Origin of the sequence: Azohydromonas lata (assembly GCF_034427735.1) — a bacterium.
Lineage (GTDB): Bacteria > Pseudomonadota > Gammaproteobacteria > Burkholderiales > Burkholderiaceae_C > Azohydromonas > Azohydromonas lata.
The window spans coordinates 1-16,029 of the sequence record NZ_JAXOJX010000086.1 but is presented as its reverse complement, the minus strand read 5'-3'; the positions used below and the strand labels follow the sequence as shown (position 1 = coordinate 16,029).

Below are 16,029 nucleotides of genomic sequence, written 5' to 3'. Positions count from 1 at the left end.
GTCAGGCTGCGATCCGATCCGCTTTTTCTTTGCAGTCAAGCCCGCCGGCCTTTTCAAATGCGCGGCGGGCCAGGAGACAAATCATGCGTAATGTCCTGAAAACCACCCTGGCGTCCGCCGTTGCCGCGGGTTTGATGCTGGCCGCCACCACGGCGGCCCAAGCCGCCGATATCAAGGAGCACACCCTGCGCTTCGCTTTCCAAAGCGACAAGAACCACCCGATTGGCGTGGGCGCGCAGAAATTCGCCGACCTGGTCAGCCAGAAAAGCGGCGGCAAGATTGCCGTGAAACTGTTTCCCAACGGCACCTTGGGCGGCGACGTGCAGGTAGTTTCCTCGCTGCAGGGCGGCGTCATTGACATGACGGCCCTGAGTTCCGGCCTGCTGTCTGGCCAGGTCAAGGAATTCGTGCTGTTCGATTTGCCTTTCATGTTCACCAATGGCCGCGAGGCGGACGCCATCGTGGACGGCCCCATAGGCAAGAAATTGGGCGAGAAGCTCGCCGACAAGGGCTTGATGGCACTGGGCTACTGGGAGCTGGGGTTTCGCAACCTCACCAACAGCCGCCATCCCGTGGCCAAGCTGGAGGACTTCAAGGGCTTGAAGATCCGCGTGGTGCAGTCGCCGATCTACATCGACCTGTTCAACACCCTGGGCGCCAACGCCGTGCCCATGCCTTTCCCCGAGGTGTATTCCGCCCTGGAGCAAAAGGCCGTGGACGGGCAGGAAAATCCGCTCAAGAGCATCGAGCTGTCCAAGTTCTACGAAGTGCAGCCTTACCTGTCGCTCACGCGGCACATTTACAGCCCGCTGTCCATCCTGATGGGCAAAAAGAGCTGGGACAAGTTGAGCAAGGACGAGCAGGCGGTCATTCAGCAGTCGCTGACCGAATCGCAGGACTACCAGCGCAAATATGCGCGCGGTGAGGACGAGAAATCGCTGGGCGTGCTCAAGGGCAGCATGAAGGTGGCCGAATTGCCGCCCGCCGAAGTGGCCCGCATCCGGGAAAAAGTGAAGCCCGTGGTGGACAAGTATTCCAAGGACGTGGGCGAGCCCTTGATGAACGAGCTCAACGCGGAGCTGGCCAAGGTCCGCGCCAAATAAGCGCCGCGGTCAGTGGCAGGGCGGGAATGCGGCATTCCCGCCCGCGTTCATGTGGGATGAAGTCCTGTTTTCCGGCACTTCATCCAGCGGCTGTGGCGCCCAGGCTTTGGCCGGCAAAGGGCGAGGGGTCGAGAATCACCGGCGTGCTGTGGTAATCCAGCCCAACGCATTTGGCCGCGCCTTCCAACCAGCCGTTGCGCCAATGGCGGGCTTCCAGGGAATTGCCGCTGTAAGGGCACTGCTTGATGAATAACTCGCCGGCCATGAAACCTTCACGCCAGCATTCGTCGAGGCAAGGCATGGGCGTACTTCCTTGGTTCATTTCAATTCGCCGTTGAAATTTAGTTTGCTGCGTCAGGCAAGCTTTGATGGGTGTCAAAGCCTTTGGGCAACCTAGGGTCTGTACCCGTAGGTGTGGGGGCGAGACTTGCGCGGGCTTACCGACGACGCTTGCGGCGGCGTGACGGGCAAGGCGGGGCGGCCGGGGGAAAATCTGCGGTTTTCCCTGAGGCCGTCTTTTCCATGCCCTACCTCGCCGTCGTGACCGTCCTGTGGGCGTTCTCCTTCAGCCTCATAGGCCAGTACCTGGCCGGCCGGGTGGACAGCGACTTCGCCGTGCTCGTCCGCGTGGCCATCGCCGCGGCGGTGTTCGTTCCGCTGACGGTGTGGCGCGGGCTGCCGCGCCGCCTGGTGGCGGGCTTCTGGGTGGCGGGGGCGCTGCAGTTCGGCATCACGTACCTGTGCCTCTACCGCAGCTTCACCGTGCTCACGGTGCCGGAGGTGCTGCTGTTCACGGTGCTCACGCCCATCTACGTCACGCTCATCGACGACGCGCTGGAGGGCCGCTTCAACCGCCGCGCGCTGCTGGCCGCGGCGGTGGCCGTGGGGGGCGGGGCCATCATCCGTTTCCACAAGCTCGAAGGCGACTACCTGTGGGGCTTCGTGCTGCTGCAGGTCGCCAACGCCACTTTCGCCGCAGGCCAGGTGCTGTGCCGCCACCTGCTGGCGCGCCACCCCACGCCGCAGCCGCTGCACCGCTTCTTCGGCCACTTCTTCCTGGGCGCGCTGCTGCTGGCGCTGCCGTCTTATTGGCTGTTCGGCAACCCGGCCAAGCTGCCGCAGACCGCCGTGCAGTGGGGCGTGCTGGCCTGGATGGGTTTGTTCGCCACCGCGCTGGGCATGTACTGGTGGGTGCTGGGCAGCACCGAGGTGGACGCTGGCACGCTAGCCGTGATGAACGAGCTGCATGTGCCCGCCGGGCTGGTGGTGAACCTGCTGATCTGGAGCCGCGAGGCCGACTTGCCGCGCCTGCTGGCCGGCGGGGCCGTCATCTTTGCTTCGCTGGCGATCAACGGTTGGGGGCGGCGCGGGGCGTTGGGCAAGGCTGGCTCAGGCAGCCCATAGCCGTACGGCCACGACGGCCAGGATCACGCACAGCAACCAGCCCACCACGAATCGCCGCCACAAAGCTGGCGCCCCGCGCAGTTCCATGTAGTCCAGCGCGATGGCAAGTCCCTTGGCCAGCGACAGCGCAAAGACGATGGCCACGGGCCAGCCTTCGCCGGTGCGATGGGGCGACTCCCCCACCCACCACGAAATGCCCGTGGCCACCAGGGTTGCCAGCCACAGCGCATCGATCCGCTTGCAAGGGAGGTTCATCGCAGCACGTACACCAGAGGGAAGAGCACCACCCACAACAAGTCCACCATGTGCCAGAACACGGCTGCCGTTTCAGGGGCCTGCGTGTCGGCCGGCCCCCAGGGGCGGCGCGGCACGAGAAAAGCGACCGCCGCAACGATGAGCACCGCAGCGGCGACATGCATGAAGTGAAAGCCGGTCAGCAGGTAATAGAACATCCAGAAGTCGTCGCTCTCCAGGCCATAGCCGGCGTGCAGCTTCTGCTGGTACTCGAAGCCTTTGACGACCAGGAAGGCGGTGCCCAAGGCCGCGGCGCCCCAAAGCCACCGTGCGCCCGCGGTCGCCCTGGCGCTGCGCAGCGCCTGCACGCCCCGCGCAGCGCACCAGCTGCCGGTCAGCAGGATCACCGTGTTGAGAGCACCCAGACGCAAATCCAGGGTGGACTGGCCCGTGCGGAACACCCATGGGTCCTGCGCCCTGGCGACCGCGTACACGACGAACAGCAGGCCAAACGTGAGCATCTCCAGCGCGATGACGCACCACATCGTGATGTCGCCACTCAAGCGGCGATCGTCCGCAGCTTGCGCGGGCGGCTGCAGGGCCGCATCCGCCTGTCCCTGCGGGCTTGGCCCGACGGGCAGGTTGCTTCCGGGAATGAACATGCTGGTGATCTCCCTGCCATCCGCAAAGGGCTGGTGTGCAGCGGCGCTTCAGGCGGCAGCCATCCCGGGCGCGGCTGGCGACGGGTGGAAAGTCAGCACCTGCGCCAGGGCGCGGCGGTTGGTCATCACGTCGGCCAGCGAGTAGCGGTCCAGTACGCCGTAGAAAGCGTTCACGGCTTCTGCCAGCGGCCCCTTGAGCTCACAGCAGCCGGAGAGGATGCAGTGGCCGCCCCCCGCCTCGAAGCACTCCGCGGGCACCGCGGTGCCTTCCGTGTCGCGCACGACCTGGCCAAGGCAGATGTCCTTGGGCTGCATGGCCAGCGTCATCCCGCCGCCCTTGCCGCGGGCGGTGGCGATCCAGCCCTGCTTGCCCAGGAAGTGCACGACCTTGACGAGGTGGTGCTCGGAGATGCCGAACGCCGTGGCGATCTCGGCGATGGTGGACTTGCGGCCTGAGTTCGCGGCCAGGTAGAGGAGTACGCGCAGGCTGTAGTCGGTGAAGGCGGTGAGCTTCATGGCAGGGCGCTCGGTGTGTTTCTCGTCTGGATGTGAAAGGGAGGGCTGGCGCCCTCCCGTGCGTTTCTACTGCCGGGCCGCCGTGATGGGCAGCGCGGGCCGCGGCGCCTTGCGCCTGGCTGCCGGCCGCAGCAGCCGCCAAGCGTACAGCGCGAGGAACAGGCTGCCCGCGGCGAAGACGATGTCGCCAGGCACGCGCAGCCACACCAGGGTCTCCATCACGCCGGAGTGGATGACTGCGGGCGAGCGGGCGTACCACAGGCCCTGGGTGACGCTGGCCCACGCTTGGTAGATGCCCGCGGGCAGCAGCGACATGAACACCATCATCGCCAGGCCGACGTTGAGGCCCCAGAAGGCGGGCTTGAGCAGCCGGTCCGCGTGCAGCGAGCGCTCGAAGAGCCCGCGCAGGCAAAACAGCAGCAACCCAATGCCCAGCATGCCGTAGACGCCGAACAGCGCCGCGTGGCCGTGGGCCGCCGTCATGTTGAGGCCCTGCACGTAGTACAGCGCCGCGGGCGGGTTGATGGCAAAGCCCAGCAGGCCCGCGCCCACCGTGTTCCAGAAGCCCACGGCGACGAAGCACAGGATGGGCCACTTGTAGGCGTCCAGCCAGGGCACCGCGCGCGAGCGGCGGTACGTCTGCATCGCCTCCAGGCCGATGAGCGTCAGCGGCACGACCTCCAGGGCCGAGAACACCGCGCCCACGGCGATCACGGAGGTCGGCGTGCCCGTGAAGTACAGGTGGTGCAGCGTGCCCAGAATGCCGCCGAAGAGGAACACGATGGTTTCGGCCACGATGGCGCGGTTGGCGCTGGCCGGACGCACCAGGCCGAGGTGGGTGAAGATCAGGGCGATGACGGCGGTGGCGAAGACCTCGAAGAAGCCTTCGACCCACAGGTGCACCAGCCACCAGCGCCAGTACTCGATCATCGAGTAGTGGGTGTGCTGGCCCCAGGTCAGCGAGGTGGCATAGAAGCCGCCGATGCACGTGGCCGACAGGAACACCATGGCGATGAGGCCGCGGCTCTCCGACGGCCGCCTGAGCGCCGGCCACAAGGCGCGGCCCAGCAGGAACACCCAGAACAGCAGGCCCACGAACAGCAGCAGCTGCCACACGCGGCCCATGCTGGTGAACTCCAGCCCCTGGTTGCCCAGCCAGAACGAGAAGTCCACGCCCCGGTGCTGCAGCGTGCCCAGCCAGCCCGTGAGGGTCGAGCCCAGCACCACGACGATCAAGGCCCAGAACAGCGCATCGACGCCGAGCTTCTGGAGCTTGGGCTCCTGGCCGGAAAGCAGCGGCGCGATGTACAGGCCCGTGGCCAGCCAGGCCGTGGCGATCCAGAAGATGCCGATCTGCGTGTGGATGGTGCGGCTGGTGACGTAGGGCAGCACTTGCGCCAGCGGGATGCCGAAGAACGCCTGGCCTTCCACCGCGTAGTGCGCGGTGATGGCGCCCATGGCGATCTGCAGCAGCATCAGGGCGATGACGATGAAGAAGTACTTGCGCGTGGCCTTCATCGACGGCGTGGCCTTGAGGCCCAGGAACGGGTCCGCTTTGGGCGGCTGGGCCTCCTCGTCGTGCTGGTCGCGGCCGTGCAGCCACAGCATCGCGGCGATGCCCGCCAGCAGCAGGATGATGCTCACCATCGACCACATCGCCGCCGACGTCGACATGGTGTTGCCCACCAGCGGCTCGTGCGGCCAGTTGCTGGTGTAGGACAGTCCCGCCTCGCCCGGGCGGTCGGTGCTGGCCGCCCACGACGACCAGAAGAAGAACGCGGCGAGCGCCTGGCGGTCGGCCTTCTCGGGGAGCGCGCCTTCGGTCATCGCGTACTGCTCGCGCAGCGTGGCCAGCGACGCTTCGCTGCCGAACAGCGCCTCGTAGTGGCTGGCGACTTCACGGATGGCCTGGGCCCGCTCCCGCGACACCCGCACGGCGCCGGTGGCGTCGTCATAGGTGTTGCGGCGCATCTCGTTGCGCACCTGCGCGTCCACGAGGGCCCGGGCGTCGTCGCCGAGCGTCTGGCCGCCGCCGTGCTGCGCCGCGCGGATCTTCTGCAGCGCCACGGCTTCGCGGTGCAGCCAATCGGCCGACCAGTCCGGCGCCACGTAGCTGCCGTGGCCCCACACCGTGCCCAGTTGCTGGCCGCCGGCGGCCATCCAGGCCTGCTGGCCGCGCTGGATCTGCTCGCCGGTGAAGAGGACCGCGCCGTCCGCGGTGGCGACCGCCTTCGGGATGGGCGGCGCAAAGAGGTAGATCTGCCATCCGAGGTAGCCGAGGGCCCCGAACGACAGGACAAAAATGAGGCCGAGCCAGCGCCACAGCTTGCTGTTGGCCTTCATGGCATGTCCTGGTGCGTGTCTGGTGGATCGCTCAAGCGCCGCCGCAGGCGCCGCAGCAGCGGCCGTCAGGGTGGGGCGTTGCGCGCCGGGTGATGCGAACGTCGAGGCTCGCAGCGGAGGTGGCTGGGTCATCAGGGCTCCGTGGTGGTTGGGTAAAGGTGTATTTGGAATGCACCTAATGTAGAGACCGGACCCACCCGTTTCCTTGAACCAGTTCAAGGAACGCCGCACCGTCTGGTGGCTGACCCTGGCCCGTGCGCCCCTTTGCCTGGCGCGAGCGGGAAGGCTCGTTTAAGATGCATTTTCGTTGCACCTTTTACTGAGCCCTCCTGTGAACATCGACCGCTTCAAAGATCAGCACACCCAGATCTTCGACGCCATCGCGCAGCTTCGGCGGCATGCGCATGCCGGCATCGTCGAACACGCCGACCAGATCGCACGGCTCGTCGTGGCCATGAGCGGCGTGATCAAGCTGCATTTGGCCGCGGAAGACCACACGCTGTACCCGGCGCTCGAAGCGGCGAACAACCGGCAGCTCTCGCAGCTTGGACGCCAGTTCCAGGTCGAAATGGCCTCGATCGCCGCGGCCTACACCGCCTTCGCACGGCAATGGAACACGGCCGCCCAGGTGCGCGCCGACCCGGACGGCTTTCGCGCGCAAGCCAACCAGGTGCTGCGCAGCGTGTTCGAGCGCATGCAGCGCGAGGACCGTGACTTCTACCCGGCCGTTGAGCGCAACCTGGCCACGCCCGCACACAGGTCGCCGTTGCCCATGTCCTGAACCGGAACCCGGCTTGGGAGGCCCGGGGAGAGCCGACCTTGCCGCTGAAAAATCCTGTGCGTGCCTGAGGGCCCAAGCAGCGTCAGGTGGCGGGCTGGCGCACGGATCACTGCGCCTTCAACACCACCAGCAGCGACTTCGCCTCCACCCGGTCGCCGGCGGCCACGAGGATCTTCTCGACCACCGCGCGGCGCTCCGCGCAGATGTGCGTCTCCATCTTCATGGCCTCCAGCGCCAGCAGCGTGTCGCCGGGCTGCACCGCCTGCCCCGGCGCGACGGCCACGGCCACCACCGCGCCCGGCATGGGGGCGGCCACGTGGTTGGGGTTGCCCGGATCGGCCAGCGGGCGGGCGCCACCCGCGCCCGCCGCCTGCGCGCTTTGCACGCGCACCGTGCGCGACTGGCCGTTGAGCTCGAACTGCACCTTCTGCGCCGCCTCGCCGTCCGGGCTCACCGACTGCAGCGCCACCAGCAGCGTCTTGCCGGGGTCGATCTCCACGGCGATCTCCTGCTGCGGCTGCGGGCCGTAGAAGAACACCGGCGTGGGCAGTTGCGAGGTGTCGCCCCAGCGGCGCTGGTGCTCGCACAGCTCGCGCATCTGCTTGGGGTACATCAGCCAGGAGGAGAGCTGGCGCTCGTCCAGCGGCTGGCCGCAGTCGGCCTCCGCCTTGGCGCGGGCGGCCTCCAGGTCCACGGGCGGCGTGTGGTCGCCGGGGCGGTAGGGCGTGGGCACGGGCTCGTCGGCCGAGAGGCGCAGCACCTTGCGCGTCAGGTCTTGCGGGAAACCGTCCGGCGGAAAGCCCAGCTCGCCCTTGAAGAGCTGCACCACGGACTCGGGGAAGGCGATCTCGCGCGCCGGGTCCTGCACGTGCGCGGGCGTGAGGTCGCTGGCCACCATCATCAGCGCCATGTCGCCAACGACCTTGGACGAGGGCGTGACCTTGACGATGTCGCCGAAGAGCCGGTTCACGTCCGCATAGGCCTGCGACACCTCGCTCCAGCGGTGCGCCAGCCCCAGCGAGCGCGCCTGCTCGCGCAAATTGGTGTACTGGCCGCCCGGCATCTCGTGGCGATACACGTCCGCCGTGCCGGAGCGGATCTCGGATTCGAACGGCGCGTAAAAGCGCCGCACGCCCTCGAAGTACGTTGAAGCCTCGTGCAGCGCCTGCGCGTTGAGCCCCGGGTCCTGCGCCGTGCCGGCCAGCGCCGCGGCGATGGCCGACAGGTTGGGCTGCGAGGTCAGGCCGCTCATGGCGTCCAGCGCGCCGTCCACCGCGTCGCAGCCGGCTTCTATGGCCGCCAGCACCGAGGCCGCGGCCGCGCCGCTGGTGTCGTGGGTGTGGAAGTGGATGGGCAGCCCGGTTTCCTCCTTCAGCGCCTTGACCAGCGCCTTGGCCGCCCGCGGCCGGCACACGCCGGCCATGTCCTTGATGGCCAGGATGTGGGCGCCCGCGCGCTGCAACTGCCGCGCGATGTCCACGTAGTACTTCAGGGCGTACTTGGGCCGCGAGACGTCGAACAGGTCGGCCGTGTAGCAGACCGTGCCTTCGCACAGCGCGCCGGCCTCCTGCACCGCGTCCATGGCCACGCGCATGTTCTCCACCCAGTTGAGCGAGTCGAACACGCGGAAGAGGTTAATCCCGCCCGCGGCGGCCTGCTGCACGAAGTGCCGCACCACGTTGTCGGCGTAGTTGGCGTAGCCCACGGCGTTGGCGCCGCGCAGCAGCATCTGGAACAGCACGTTCGGCACGCGCTGGCGCAGCTGGGCCAGGCGCTCCCAGGGGTCTTCCTTCAGGAAGCGCAGCGCCACGTCGAAGGTGGCGCCGCCCCAGCACTCCAGCGAGAAGAGCTGCGGCAGGGCGCGTGCGTAGTAGGGCGCGATGGGCAGCATGTCGGCCGTGCGCATGCGCGTGGCCAGCAGCGACTGGTGCGCGTCGCGCAGCGTGGTGTCCGTCATCAGCACGCGCTGCTGCGCCAGCATCCACTGCGCGAATTTCTGCGGGCCCAGCTGCTGCAGCAGCTGGCGCGTGCCGTCCGGTGGCGGGGTGTTGGCGTCCACGCGCGGCAGCACGGGTTTGGGCAGCGGCAGCGCCGGCAGCGTGCGGCCGCGCACCTCCGGGTTGCCGTGCACGGCGATCTCGCCGAGGAAGCCCAGCAGCTTGGTGGCGCGGTCGCGCCGCGCGGTGAAGGCCAGCAGCTCCGGCGTGTTCTCGATGAAGCGCGTGGTGATCTCGCCGGCCACGAAGGCCGGGTGGTTGATCAGGTTCTCCAGGAACTGCAGGTTCGTGGCCACGCCGCGGATACGGAACTCGCGCAGCGCGCGGTCCATGCGCTGCGTGGTTTCACTCGCCGTGGGCGCCCAGGCCGTGACTTTCACCAGCAGCGAGTCGTAGTAGGGCGTGATGACCGCGCCGCCGTAAGCCGTGCCGGCGTCCAGCCGAATCCCGAAACCCGCCGCGCTGCGGTACGCGGCCAGCCGCCCGTAGTCGGGCAAGAAACCGTTTTCGGGGTCTTCGGTGGTGACGCGGCACTGCAGTGCGTGGCCGTTGAGCGCGATGTCCGCCTGCGCCGGCACGCCCGCGCTGGGCCGGTCGTCGAGCGCGGGCAGGCCGATGTGCGCGCCCTCGCTGATGCGGATCTGCGCCTTGACGATGTCCACGCCGGTGATCATCTCCGTCACCGTGTGCTCGACCTGGATGCGCGGGTTCACCTCGATGAAGTAGCACTGGCCGCTGTCGGCATCCATGAGGAACTCGACCGTGCCCGCGTGCGTGTAGCCCACCGAGCGCATCAGGCGCAGCGCGCTGTCGCACAGCGTCGCGCGCTGCCCGGCGTCCAGGTAGGGTGCCGGGGCGCGCTCCACCACCTTCTGGTTGCGGCGCTGGGCGGTGCAGTCGCGCTCGTGCAGGTGCACGACGTTGCCGTGCAGGTCGCCCAGGATCTGCACCTCCACGTGGCGGGCGTGGCGTATGAGCTTCTCGAAGTAGACCTCGTCGTTGCCGAAGGCGGCCAGGGCCTCGCGGCGCGCGGCTTCCAGCGCGGCGGGCAGGTCGGCGGCGCGCTCGATCACGCGCATGCCCCGGCCGCCGCCGCCCCAGCTCGCCTTGAGCATCACGGGGAAGCCGACCTCCTCGGCCAGGCGCAGGCACTCGGCGGCGTCGCGCGGCAGCGGCGGCGTGGCGGGCATCACGGCCACGCCGGCGGCCACGGCCGCGTGGCGCGCGGCCACCTTGTTGCCCAGCGTGCGCATGACTTGGGGCGAGGGGCCGACCCAGCGCAGCCCGGCGGCGATCACGGCCTCGGCGAAGTCGGGGTTCTCGGAGAGGAAGCCGTAGCCGGGGTGGATGGCGTCCACGCCGCTTTGCAGCGCCACGCGCAGGATGTCCTTGCCGTCCAGGTAGGCCGCCAGCGGCTTCTGGCCTTCGCCCACGAGGTAGCTCTCGTCCGCCTTGAAGCGGTGCAGGGCGTGTCTGTCCTGCTGCGAGTAGATGGCCACCGTGCGCATGCGCATCTCGGAGGCAGCGCGCATCACGCGTATGGCGATTTCCGAGCGGTTGGCGATCAGCAGGGATCGGATGGGCGTGTGGATCATGGGAGTCCCAGGTTGTTGTCGTGTCCAGGCGCGCGCCGCGCGCGGCGGCAGCGGGCCTAGCGGCGGCGGCGCCAACAGCCCACCAGCGTGAGCACCAGCCAAAAGCATTGCGAAAGAAACGAGGCGAGGTTGAAAGCCCCTGCCAGCGAAATCAGCATGAGGGCCGGCCCAACGAGGTTGAGCAGCACCGGCGTGCGCGCCGCAGGCGGCCAGCGCAGCACCTGCACCAGGTAGTGCGCGGCCACGTAGGCGGCGCAGCCCAACAGGCCCAGGAGGTCGAGCAGGTTCAGGCCGGGCATGGCCCGCCGGCCACGCGGCCGGTGAAGGTGTCGTGCATCGGCACAAGCATAAGAAGCAAGGCCGCACCGGCTTGGCGCCAAACGTCGGCCTGCGGTCTGTTTGCGACATGCCGCGCGCGGGCCGCCGCCGCGGTATGGAAAGTGGCCGTGCGCCGCCCCGCGCGGGCCGTGCAGGCCGTGCCGTACCGGACAGGTGCTGACGCAATCGGTCAATCGCCTGTCGGCCATAGACAAGTCGCCGACGCCTGAGTTCGCCACATTGGCGCCTTGCGGACCCCCGCTGGTCCACCTTCCCCCGCGAGGTATCCCATGTCGAATTCCTTACAGCCCTCGAATCCGTCCGCCAGCCCAAGCCGCTTTGCGCTGACCGTGGTGTGCGAAAGCGCCTGCGGCCAGGTGGCCGCGGTGGCGGCCTTCCTGGAGCGGCACGGCGGCTACGTCGAGCAGTTCGCCGTCTACGACGACAAGCCGACCTCCCGCTTCTTCGTGCGTGCCGTGTTCCGCCGCGCCGAGGGCACAGAAGGCGGCGAAGGCGGCCTGGCGCGGATGCGCGAGGACTTCACGCGCCTGGCGCCCAGCATCGGCGCCATCGAATGGCGGCTGCACGACCTGGCGCAGCCGCTGCGCGTGCTGCTCATGGTCTCCAAGCTGGACCATTGCCTGCAGGACCTGCTGGGCAGCTGGCAGCGCGGCGAGATGCCCATGCAACCGGTGGCCGTGGTCTCCAACCACCCCGACCTGGCGCCCATGGCGCAGGCGCACGGCCTGCCGTTCCACCACCTGCCCGTCACCGCGGCCACCAAGCCGGCGCAGGAGGCGGCGCTGCTGCAGCTGGTGCAGCGCCACGAGGCCGACATCGTGGTGCTCGCGCGCTACATGCAGGTGCTCTCGGACGAGCTGTGCCGCAAGCTCGCCGGCCGCGTCATCAACATCCACCACAGCTTCCTGCCCGGCTTCAAGGGCGCGCGCCCCTACCACCAGGCCTACGAGCGCGGCGTCAAGCTCATCGGCGCCACGGCCCACTTCGCCACGCCGGAGCTGGACGAGGGACCCATCATCGAGCAGGAGACCGAGCGCGTGGACCACGCCGACAGCCCCGAGGACCTGCTCAACGTGGGCCGGCGCATGGAGTGCACGGTGCTCTCGCGCGCGCTGCGCAGCGTGCTGGAGCACCGCGTGTTCACCAACGGCCAGCGCACCGTGGTGCTGTAAGGGAGATGAGCATGCTCAACCGCATCGTGTTGCGCCGCCTGATGATGGACGCGCGCATCGGCGTCTACGCCTGGGAAAAGGAAGCCCCGCAGCCCATCGTCGTGGACCTGGAGTTCGACCTGCCGCACGGCGACGCCTGCTTCAGCGACGACCTGGCCGACACCGTGGACTACGCCGCCATCGTGGAGCGCCTGCGCGCCGTGGCGCTGACGCAGCCGCACCGCCTGGTGGAGGCCATGGCGCAGACCATGTGCACCGTGCTGCAGACGGAGTTCGACCTTCAATACGTGCGGCTGACGCTGATGAAGCTGGCGCCGTTCCCCGGCTCGGAAGTCGGCATCGTGGTCGAGCGCGAGCGCGCCCCCGACTTCCGCCAGGAAGCCAAGTTTTTCTCTACGTCCCGGGAAACCGCATGACCATCAGCGCTTTTGACATCTTCAAGGTCGGCATTGGCCCGTCCAGCTCGCACACCGTGGGCCCCATGCGGGCGGCGCGCCTCTTCGGCCTGCGGCTGCGGGAGCTGGGCCTGCTGGAGCGCTGCGCGCGCGTGGAAGTCCAGCTCTTCGGCTCGCTGGGCTCCACGGGCCGCGGCCACGGCACCGACAAGGCCGTGCTGCTGGGCCTGCTTGGGCATGAGCCGGAATCGGTGGACGTGGACGCCATCGCCGCGCTGCTCGAAGGCATACGCAGCCAGGGGCGGCTGAGCCTGCTCGGGGCCCGGGAGGTCGCCTTCGACGAGCGGCGCGACCTCGTCTTCCACCGCCGCAAGACGCTGCCCTTCCACGCAAACGCCATGCAGTGCGCCGCCTTCGACGCGGACGGCGTGGAGCTGGAGCGGCGCGAGTACTACTCGGTGGGCGGCGGTTTCGTCGTGGGCCAGGAAGCGGCCGAGGGCGGGGGCCACAAGCCCGTGCTGGTGAAGGACGTCCCGGCGCTGCCTTACCCCTTCAGCAGCGGCGCGCAACTGCTGGAGCTGACGCAGGCCTACGACTGCAGCATCGCGCAGATCATGCGGCGCAACGAGCACCACTGGCGCAGCGACGAGGAGATCAACGCCGGGCTGCTGCGCATCTGGCGCGTGATGCAGGACTGCGTGAAGCGCGGCTGCGCGACGGAAGGCATCCTGCCCGGCGGCTTCAAGGTCAAGCGCCGTGCCGCCTCGTTGCACGCGCACCTGAAGGAGCGCGCCGAGGCCGCCATCGGCGACCCGCTGCTGGTGATGGACTGGGTCAACCTCTACGCGCTGGCCGTCAACGAGGAAAACGCCGCCGGCGGCCGCGTGGTCACGGCGCCCACCAACGGCGCGGCCGGCATCGTCCCCGCGGTGCTGCACTACTACACGCGCTTCATCCCCGGCGCCAGCGACGCGGGCGTGGTGGACTTCCTGCTCACCGCCGCCGCGATCGGCATCCTCTACAAGGAAAACGCCAGCATCTCCGGCGCCGAGGTGGGCTGCCAGGGCGAGGTCGGCGTGGCCTGCTCCATGGCCGCCGGTGCGCTGTGCGCCGTGATGGGCGGCACGCCCGCGCAGGTGGAGAACGCCGCCGAGATCGGCATGGAGCACCACCTGGGCCTGACCTGCGACCCCGTGGGCGGGCTGGTGCAGATCCCGTGCATCGAGCGCAACGCGATTGCCTCGGTGAAGGCGCTCAACGCCGCGCGCATGGCGCTGCGCGGCGACGGCACGCACCACGTGAGCCTGGACAAGGTCATCAAGACCATGCGCGAGACCGGCGCCGACATGCTCACCAAGTACAAGGAAACAGCCCGCGGCGGCCTCGCCGTGAACATCGTGGAGTGCTGAGCACCCCTTGCCTGCGGCAAGGGATTGCGTGCCCGGGAAGCCGCCCTGCGCCGCTTCCCGGGCGCCATCGAATGAGCTGATGGGACCGGCCCCCGACAACAACACAAGCGACAGGGAGGCGGCCGCGGCGCGGGCAAGGGGGGCTCGTGGCGTGGCCTACACCAATGTGGAATTCCAAACAGGGCGGCCTCTCGCGGCTGCTTTTTTCCCGGCTGTCGATCACGGCCCGCCTGCACCTGGGCTTTGGCGTCGCCCTGGTGCTGCTGCTGGCCGTGGGCGCGCTGAGCTGGCTGCAGACCAGCCTGCTGTCCGAGCGCACGCGTGTGCTGGTGGAGGAGGACGCGCGCCGCGAGTCCCTGGCCAATGACATGCAGATCGCCGTGCAGGACATGGTGATCGCGCTGGCCAACCTGTGCCTGACCGCGGAGCCGTCCGCGATCAAGGAGCTGCAAGGGGCCTTCGACGCCACGGTGGAGCGCTATCAGCAAGCCAAGGCGGCGCTGACCAAGCTGCCCATGCGCGGCGACAACCGGGGCTGGGAGGAGGCGCTCTCCAGCCTGAACGACTTCGAGCAGGGCGCGCTGCCGCCCTTCAGCCTGGTGGCCCGCATGGCCGGCGATGCCGACTTGCAGTTGCTCCAGTACTTCTATTCGACCCAGGTGTCGATTCCCCAGAAGAACTGGATGTTGAGCCTGAGCGAGCTGCGCAAGGCCATGGCCGACTCCATGGCCGCGGCGGCCCGGCAGTCCCGTGAGGACGCCCAGCGCTCGCAGTGGCTGACCGCGGCCATCGTGGCCGTTGCGGTGGCGGGGGGCGTGCTGTCGGCACTGCTGATCGCGCGCAGCATCAGCCGCCCCATGCGCCACGCGGTGGAGGTGGCCATGACGGTGGCCAAGGGCGACCTGTCGGCGGACGTCGGCAGCGAGCAGCGCGACGAGATCGGCGAGCTGCTGCGCTCCTTGGGCCGCATGCAGGAGGCGCTGCGCACGCTGGTGGGCGACATCCGGCGCAGCGCCGACAGCATCCAGCTCGCCTGCGGCGAGGTCGCGGCCGGCAACGCCGACCTCTCGCAGCGCACCGAGCAGGCGGCCGGCAACCTGCAGCAGACCGCCTCGGCCATGGACGAGCTCACGGGCGCGGTGCGGCAGAACGCGGAGTCCGCGGCCAGCGCCAACGACCTGGCGCTGTCGGCCTCGGAGGCGGCGCGCCGCGGCGGCGAGGTGGTGCAGCAGGTGGTGGCCGGCATGGCGGACATGGCGGCGTCCAGCCAGCGGATTGCCGACATCATCGGCGTCATCGACGGCATCGCTTTCCAGACCAACCTGCTGGCGCTCAACGCCGCCGTGGAGGCCGCGCGGGCCGGCGAGCAGGGGCGGGGCTTCGCCGTGGTGGCCGGCGAGGTGCGCGGCTTGGCGCAGCGCTCGGCCGCGGCGGCCCGCGAGATCAAGTCGCTCATCGCCGACAGCGTGCGGCGGGCCGACTCCGGCACCCGGCTGGCGCAGGACGCCGGCACCACCATGCAGGACATCATGGCCTCGGTGCAGCGCGTGACGCAGGTGCTGGACGGCATCAAGACCGCCTCGGCCGAGCAAAGCGAGGGCATCGCGCAGGTCAACGGCGCCGTGGTGCGCCTGGACGGCATGACGCAGCAGAACGCCGCGCTGGTCGAGCAAGGCGCGGCCGCCGCGCAATCGCTGCGCCAGCAGGCCCAGCGGCTGCATGGGCTGGTGGGCGTGTTCCACCTCGGCGGCTGAGCCCGCGGCCCGGGCTGGAAGCGGTGGCCCTGGTCCGGGTTCGGACCAGGGCCGTTCTCGTGGCGCTGGCCCGCCGCTCCCCAGGGCAGGATGTCGCAAACGATCATTCGTAGGTCGCAAATCCACAATCCGCCAAAGCCGTCCGTACCAAGAATCACCACATCGGAATCCATCGTGGAGAACAGTGGTGCAAGGCCAAAATTACTCGGTGTGGAGCCTTCTCAAGAACGGCTTGAAGCACCACAAGACGTGGGAGCCGGCATGGCGGCGCGCCCAACTGCAGTCCAGCTACGACGTGGTGATCGTCGGCGGCGGCGGGCACGGG

At 68.9% G+C, this 16,029-nt stretch carries 14 protein-coding genes; 7 read left to right on the top strand and 7 right to left on the bottom strand.

What is annotated here, in order from left to right; genetic code table 11:
• Positions 1 to 83: 83 nt before the first annotated feature.
• Positions 84 to 1,103 carry a TRAP transporter substrate-binding protein gene (locus tag SM757_RS30280; protein WP_322468189.1) on the top strand — a complete coding sequence of 340 codons (1,020 nt, stop codon included), beginning with the start codon at positions 84 to 86 and terminating at the stop codon, positions 1,101 to 1,103.
• A gap of 79 nt (positions 1,104 to 1,182) precedes the next feature.
• Here SM757_RS30280 and SM757_RS30275 read toward each other — a convergent pair whose 3' ends face one another.
• Positions 1,183 to 1,482, bottom strand: coding sequence for a hypothetical protein (locus tag SM757_RS30275; RefSeq protein WP_322468188.1), 300 nt, complete (start codon positions 1,480 to 1,482; stop codon positions 1,183 to 1,185).
• 143 nt (positions 1,483 to 1,625) lie between these two features.
• Here SM757_RS30275 and SM757_RS30270 point away from each other — a divergent pair, with 143 nt between their 5' ends.
• Entirely contained in the window at positions 1,626 to 2,507 is an 882-nt protein-coding gene (locus SM757_RS30270) for an EamA family transporter (RefSeq protein WP_322468187.1), read from the top strand.
• Here the strand turns inward: SM757_RS30270 and SM757_RS30265 are convergent.
• From SM757_RS30265 to SM757_RS30250, 4 genes are all read right to left on the bottom strand, one after another.
• Entirely contained in the window at positions 2,493 to 2,762 is a 270-nt protein-coding gene (locus SM757_RS30265) for a cytochrome C oxidase subunit IV family protein (RefSeq protein WP_066342067.1), read from the bottom strand. The two genes, SM757_RS30270 and SM757_RS30265, sit on opposite strands and share 15 nt — an antisense overlap.
• Positions 2,759 to 3,403, bottom strand: coding sequence for a cytochrome c oxidase subunit 3 family protein (locus SM757_RS30260; RefSeq protein WP_322468186.1), 645 nt, complete (start codon positions 3,401 to 3,403; stop codon positions 2,759 to 2,761). The genes SM757_RS30265 and SM757_RS30260 overlap by 4 nt, the downstream gene beginning before the upstream one ends.
• Before the next feature lie 48 nt (positions 3,404 to 3,451).
• A complete protein-coding gene (locus SM757_RS30255; protein ID WP_322468185.1) occupies positions 3,452 to 3,919 on the bottom strand; it encodes an RrF2 family transcriptional regulator in 468 nt (155 codons plus the stop codon).
• Between the two features lie 66 nt (positions 3,920 to 3,985).
• A complete protein-coding gene (locus SM757_RS30250) occupies positions 3,986 to 6,262 on the bottom strand; it encodes a nitric-oxide reductase large subunit (RefSeq protein WP_322468184.1) in 2,277 nt (758 codons plus the stop codon).
• Positions 6,263 to 6,593: 331 nt separating this feature from the next.
• Between SM757_RS30250 and SM757_RS30245 the strand changes: the two genes are divergently transcribed.
• Positions 6,594 to 7,043: a hemerythrin domain-containing protein gene (locus SM757_RS30245; RefSeq protein WP_322468183.1), complete on the top strand. Its 450-nt coding sequence runs from the start codon at positions 6,594 to 6,596 to the stop codon at positions 7,041 to 7,043.
• Between the two features lie 106 nt (positions 7,044 to 7,149).
• Here the strand turns inward: SM757_RS30245 and SM757_RS30240 are convergent, their stop codons facing one another.
• Positions 7,150 to 10,635 (bottom strand): pyruvate carboxylase, encoded by a 3,486-nt coding sequence (locus tag SM757_RS30240; protein ID WP_322468182.1) that lies wholly within the window; start codon positions 10,633 to 10,635, stop codon positions 7,150 to 7,152.
• Positions 10,636 to 10,691: 56 nt separating this feature from the next.
• The gene (locus SM757_RS30235; RefSeq protein WP_322468181.1) at positions 10,692 to 10,934 is read right to left on the bottom strand and encodes a CBU_0592 family membrane protein; all 243 of its coding nucleotides are present in this window, start codon (positions 10,932 to 10,934) and stop codon (positions 10,692 to 10,694) included.
• 309 nt (positions 10,935 to 11,243) lie between these two features.
• Here SM757_RS30235 and purU point away from each other — a divergent pair, with 309 nt between their 5' ends.
• The 4 genes from purU (at position 11,244) to SM757_RS30215 (ending at position 15,704) form a co-directional block, all read left to right on the top strand.
• Positions 11,244 to 12,146, top strand: a complete 903-nt coding sequence (gene purU / locus SM757_RS30230; RefSeq protein ID WP_322468180.1) for a formyltetrahydrofolate deformylase — start codon at positions 11,244 to 11,246, stop codon at positions 12,144 to 12,146.
• Positions 12,147 to 12,157: 11 nt separating this feature from the next.
• The gene (gene folB / locus SM757_RS30225; protein ID WP_169806011.1) at positions 12,158 to 12,562 is read left to right on the top strand and encodes a dihydroneopterin aldolase; all 405 of its coding nucleotides are present in this window, start codon (positions 12,158 to 12,160) and stop codon (positions 12,560 to 12,562) included.
• Positions 12,559 to 13,950, top strand: coding sequence for an L-serine ammonia-lyase (locus tag SM757_RS30220; RefSeq protein WP_322468179.1), 1,392 nt, complete (start codon positions 12,559 to 12,561; stop codon positions 13,948 to 13,950). Before folB ends, SM757_RS30220 begins: the two co-directional genes overlap by 4 nt.
• Before the next feature lie 164 nt (positions 13,951 to 14,114).
• Entirely contained in the window at positions 14,115 to 15,704 is a 1,590-nt protein-coding gene (locus SM757_RS30215; protein WP_322468178.1) for a methyl-accepting chemotaxis protein, read from the top strand.
• Positions 15,705 to 16,029: the final 325 nt, after the last annotated feature.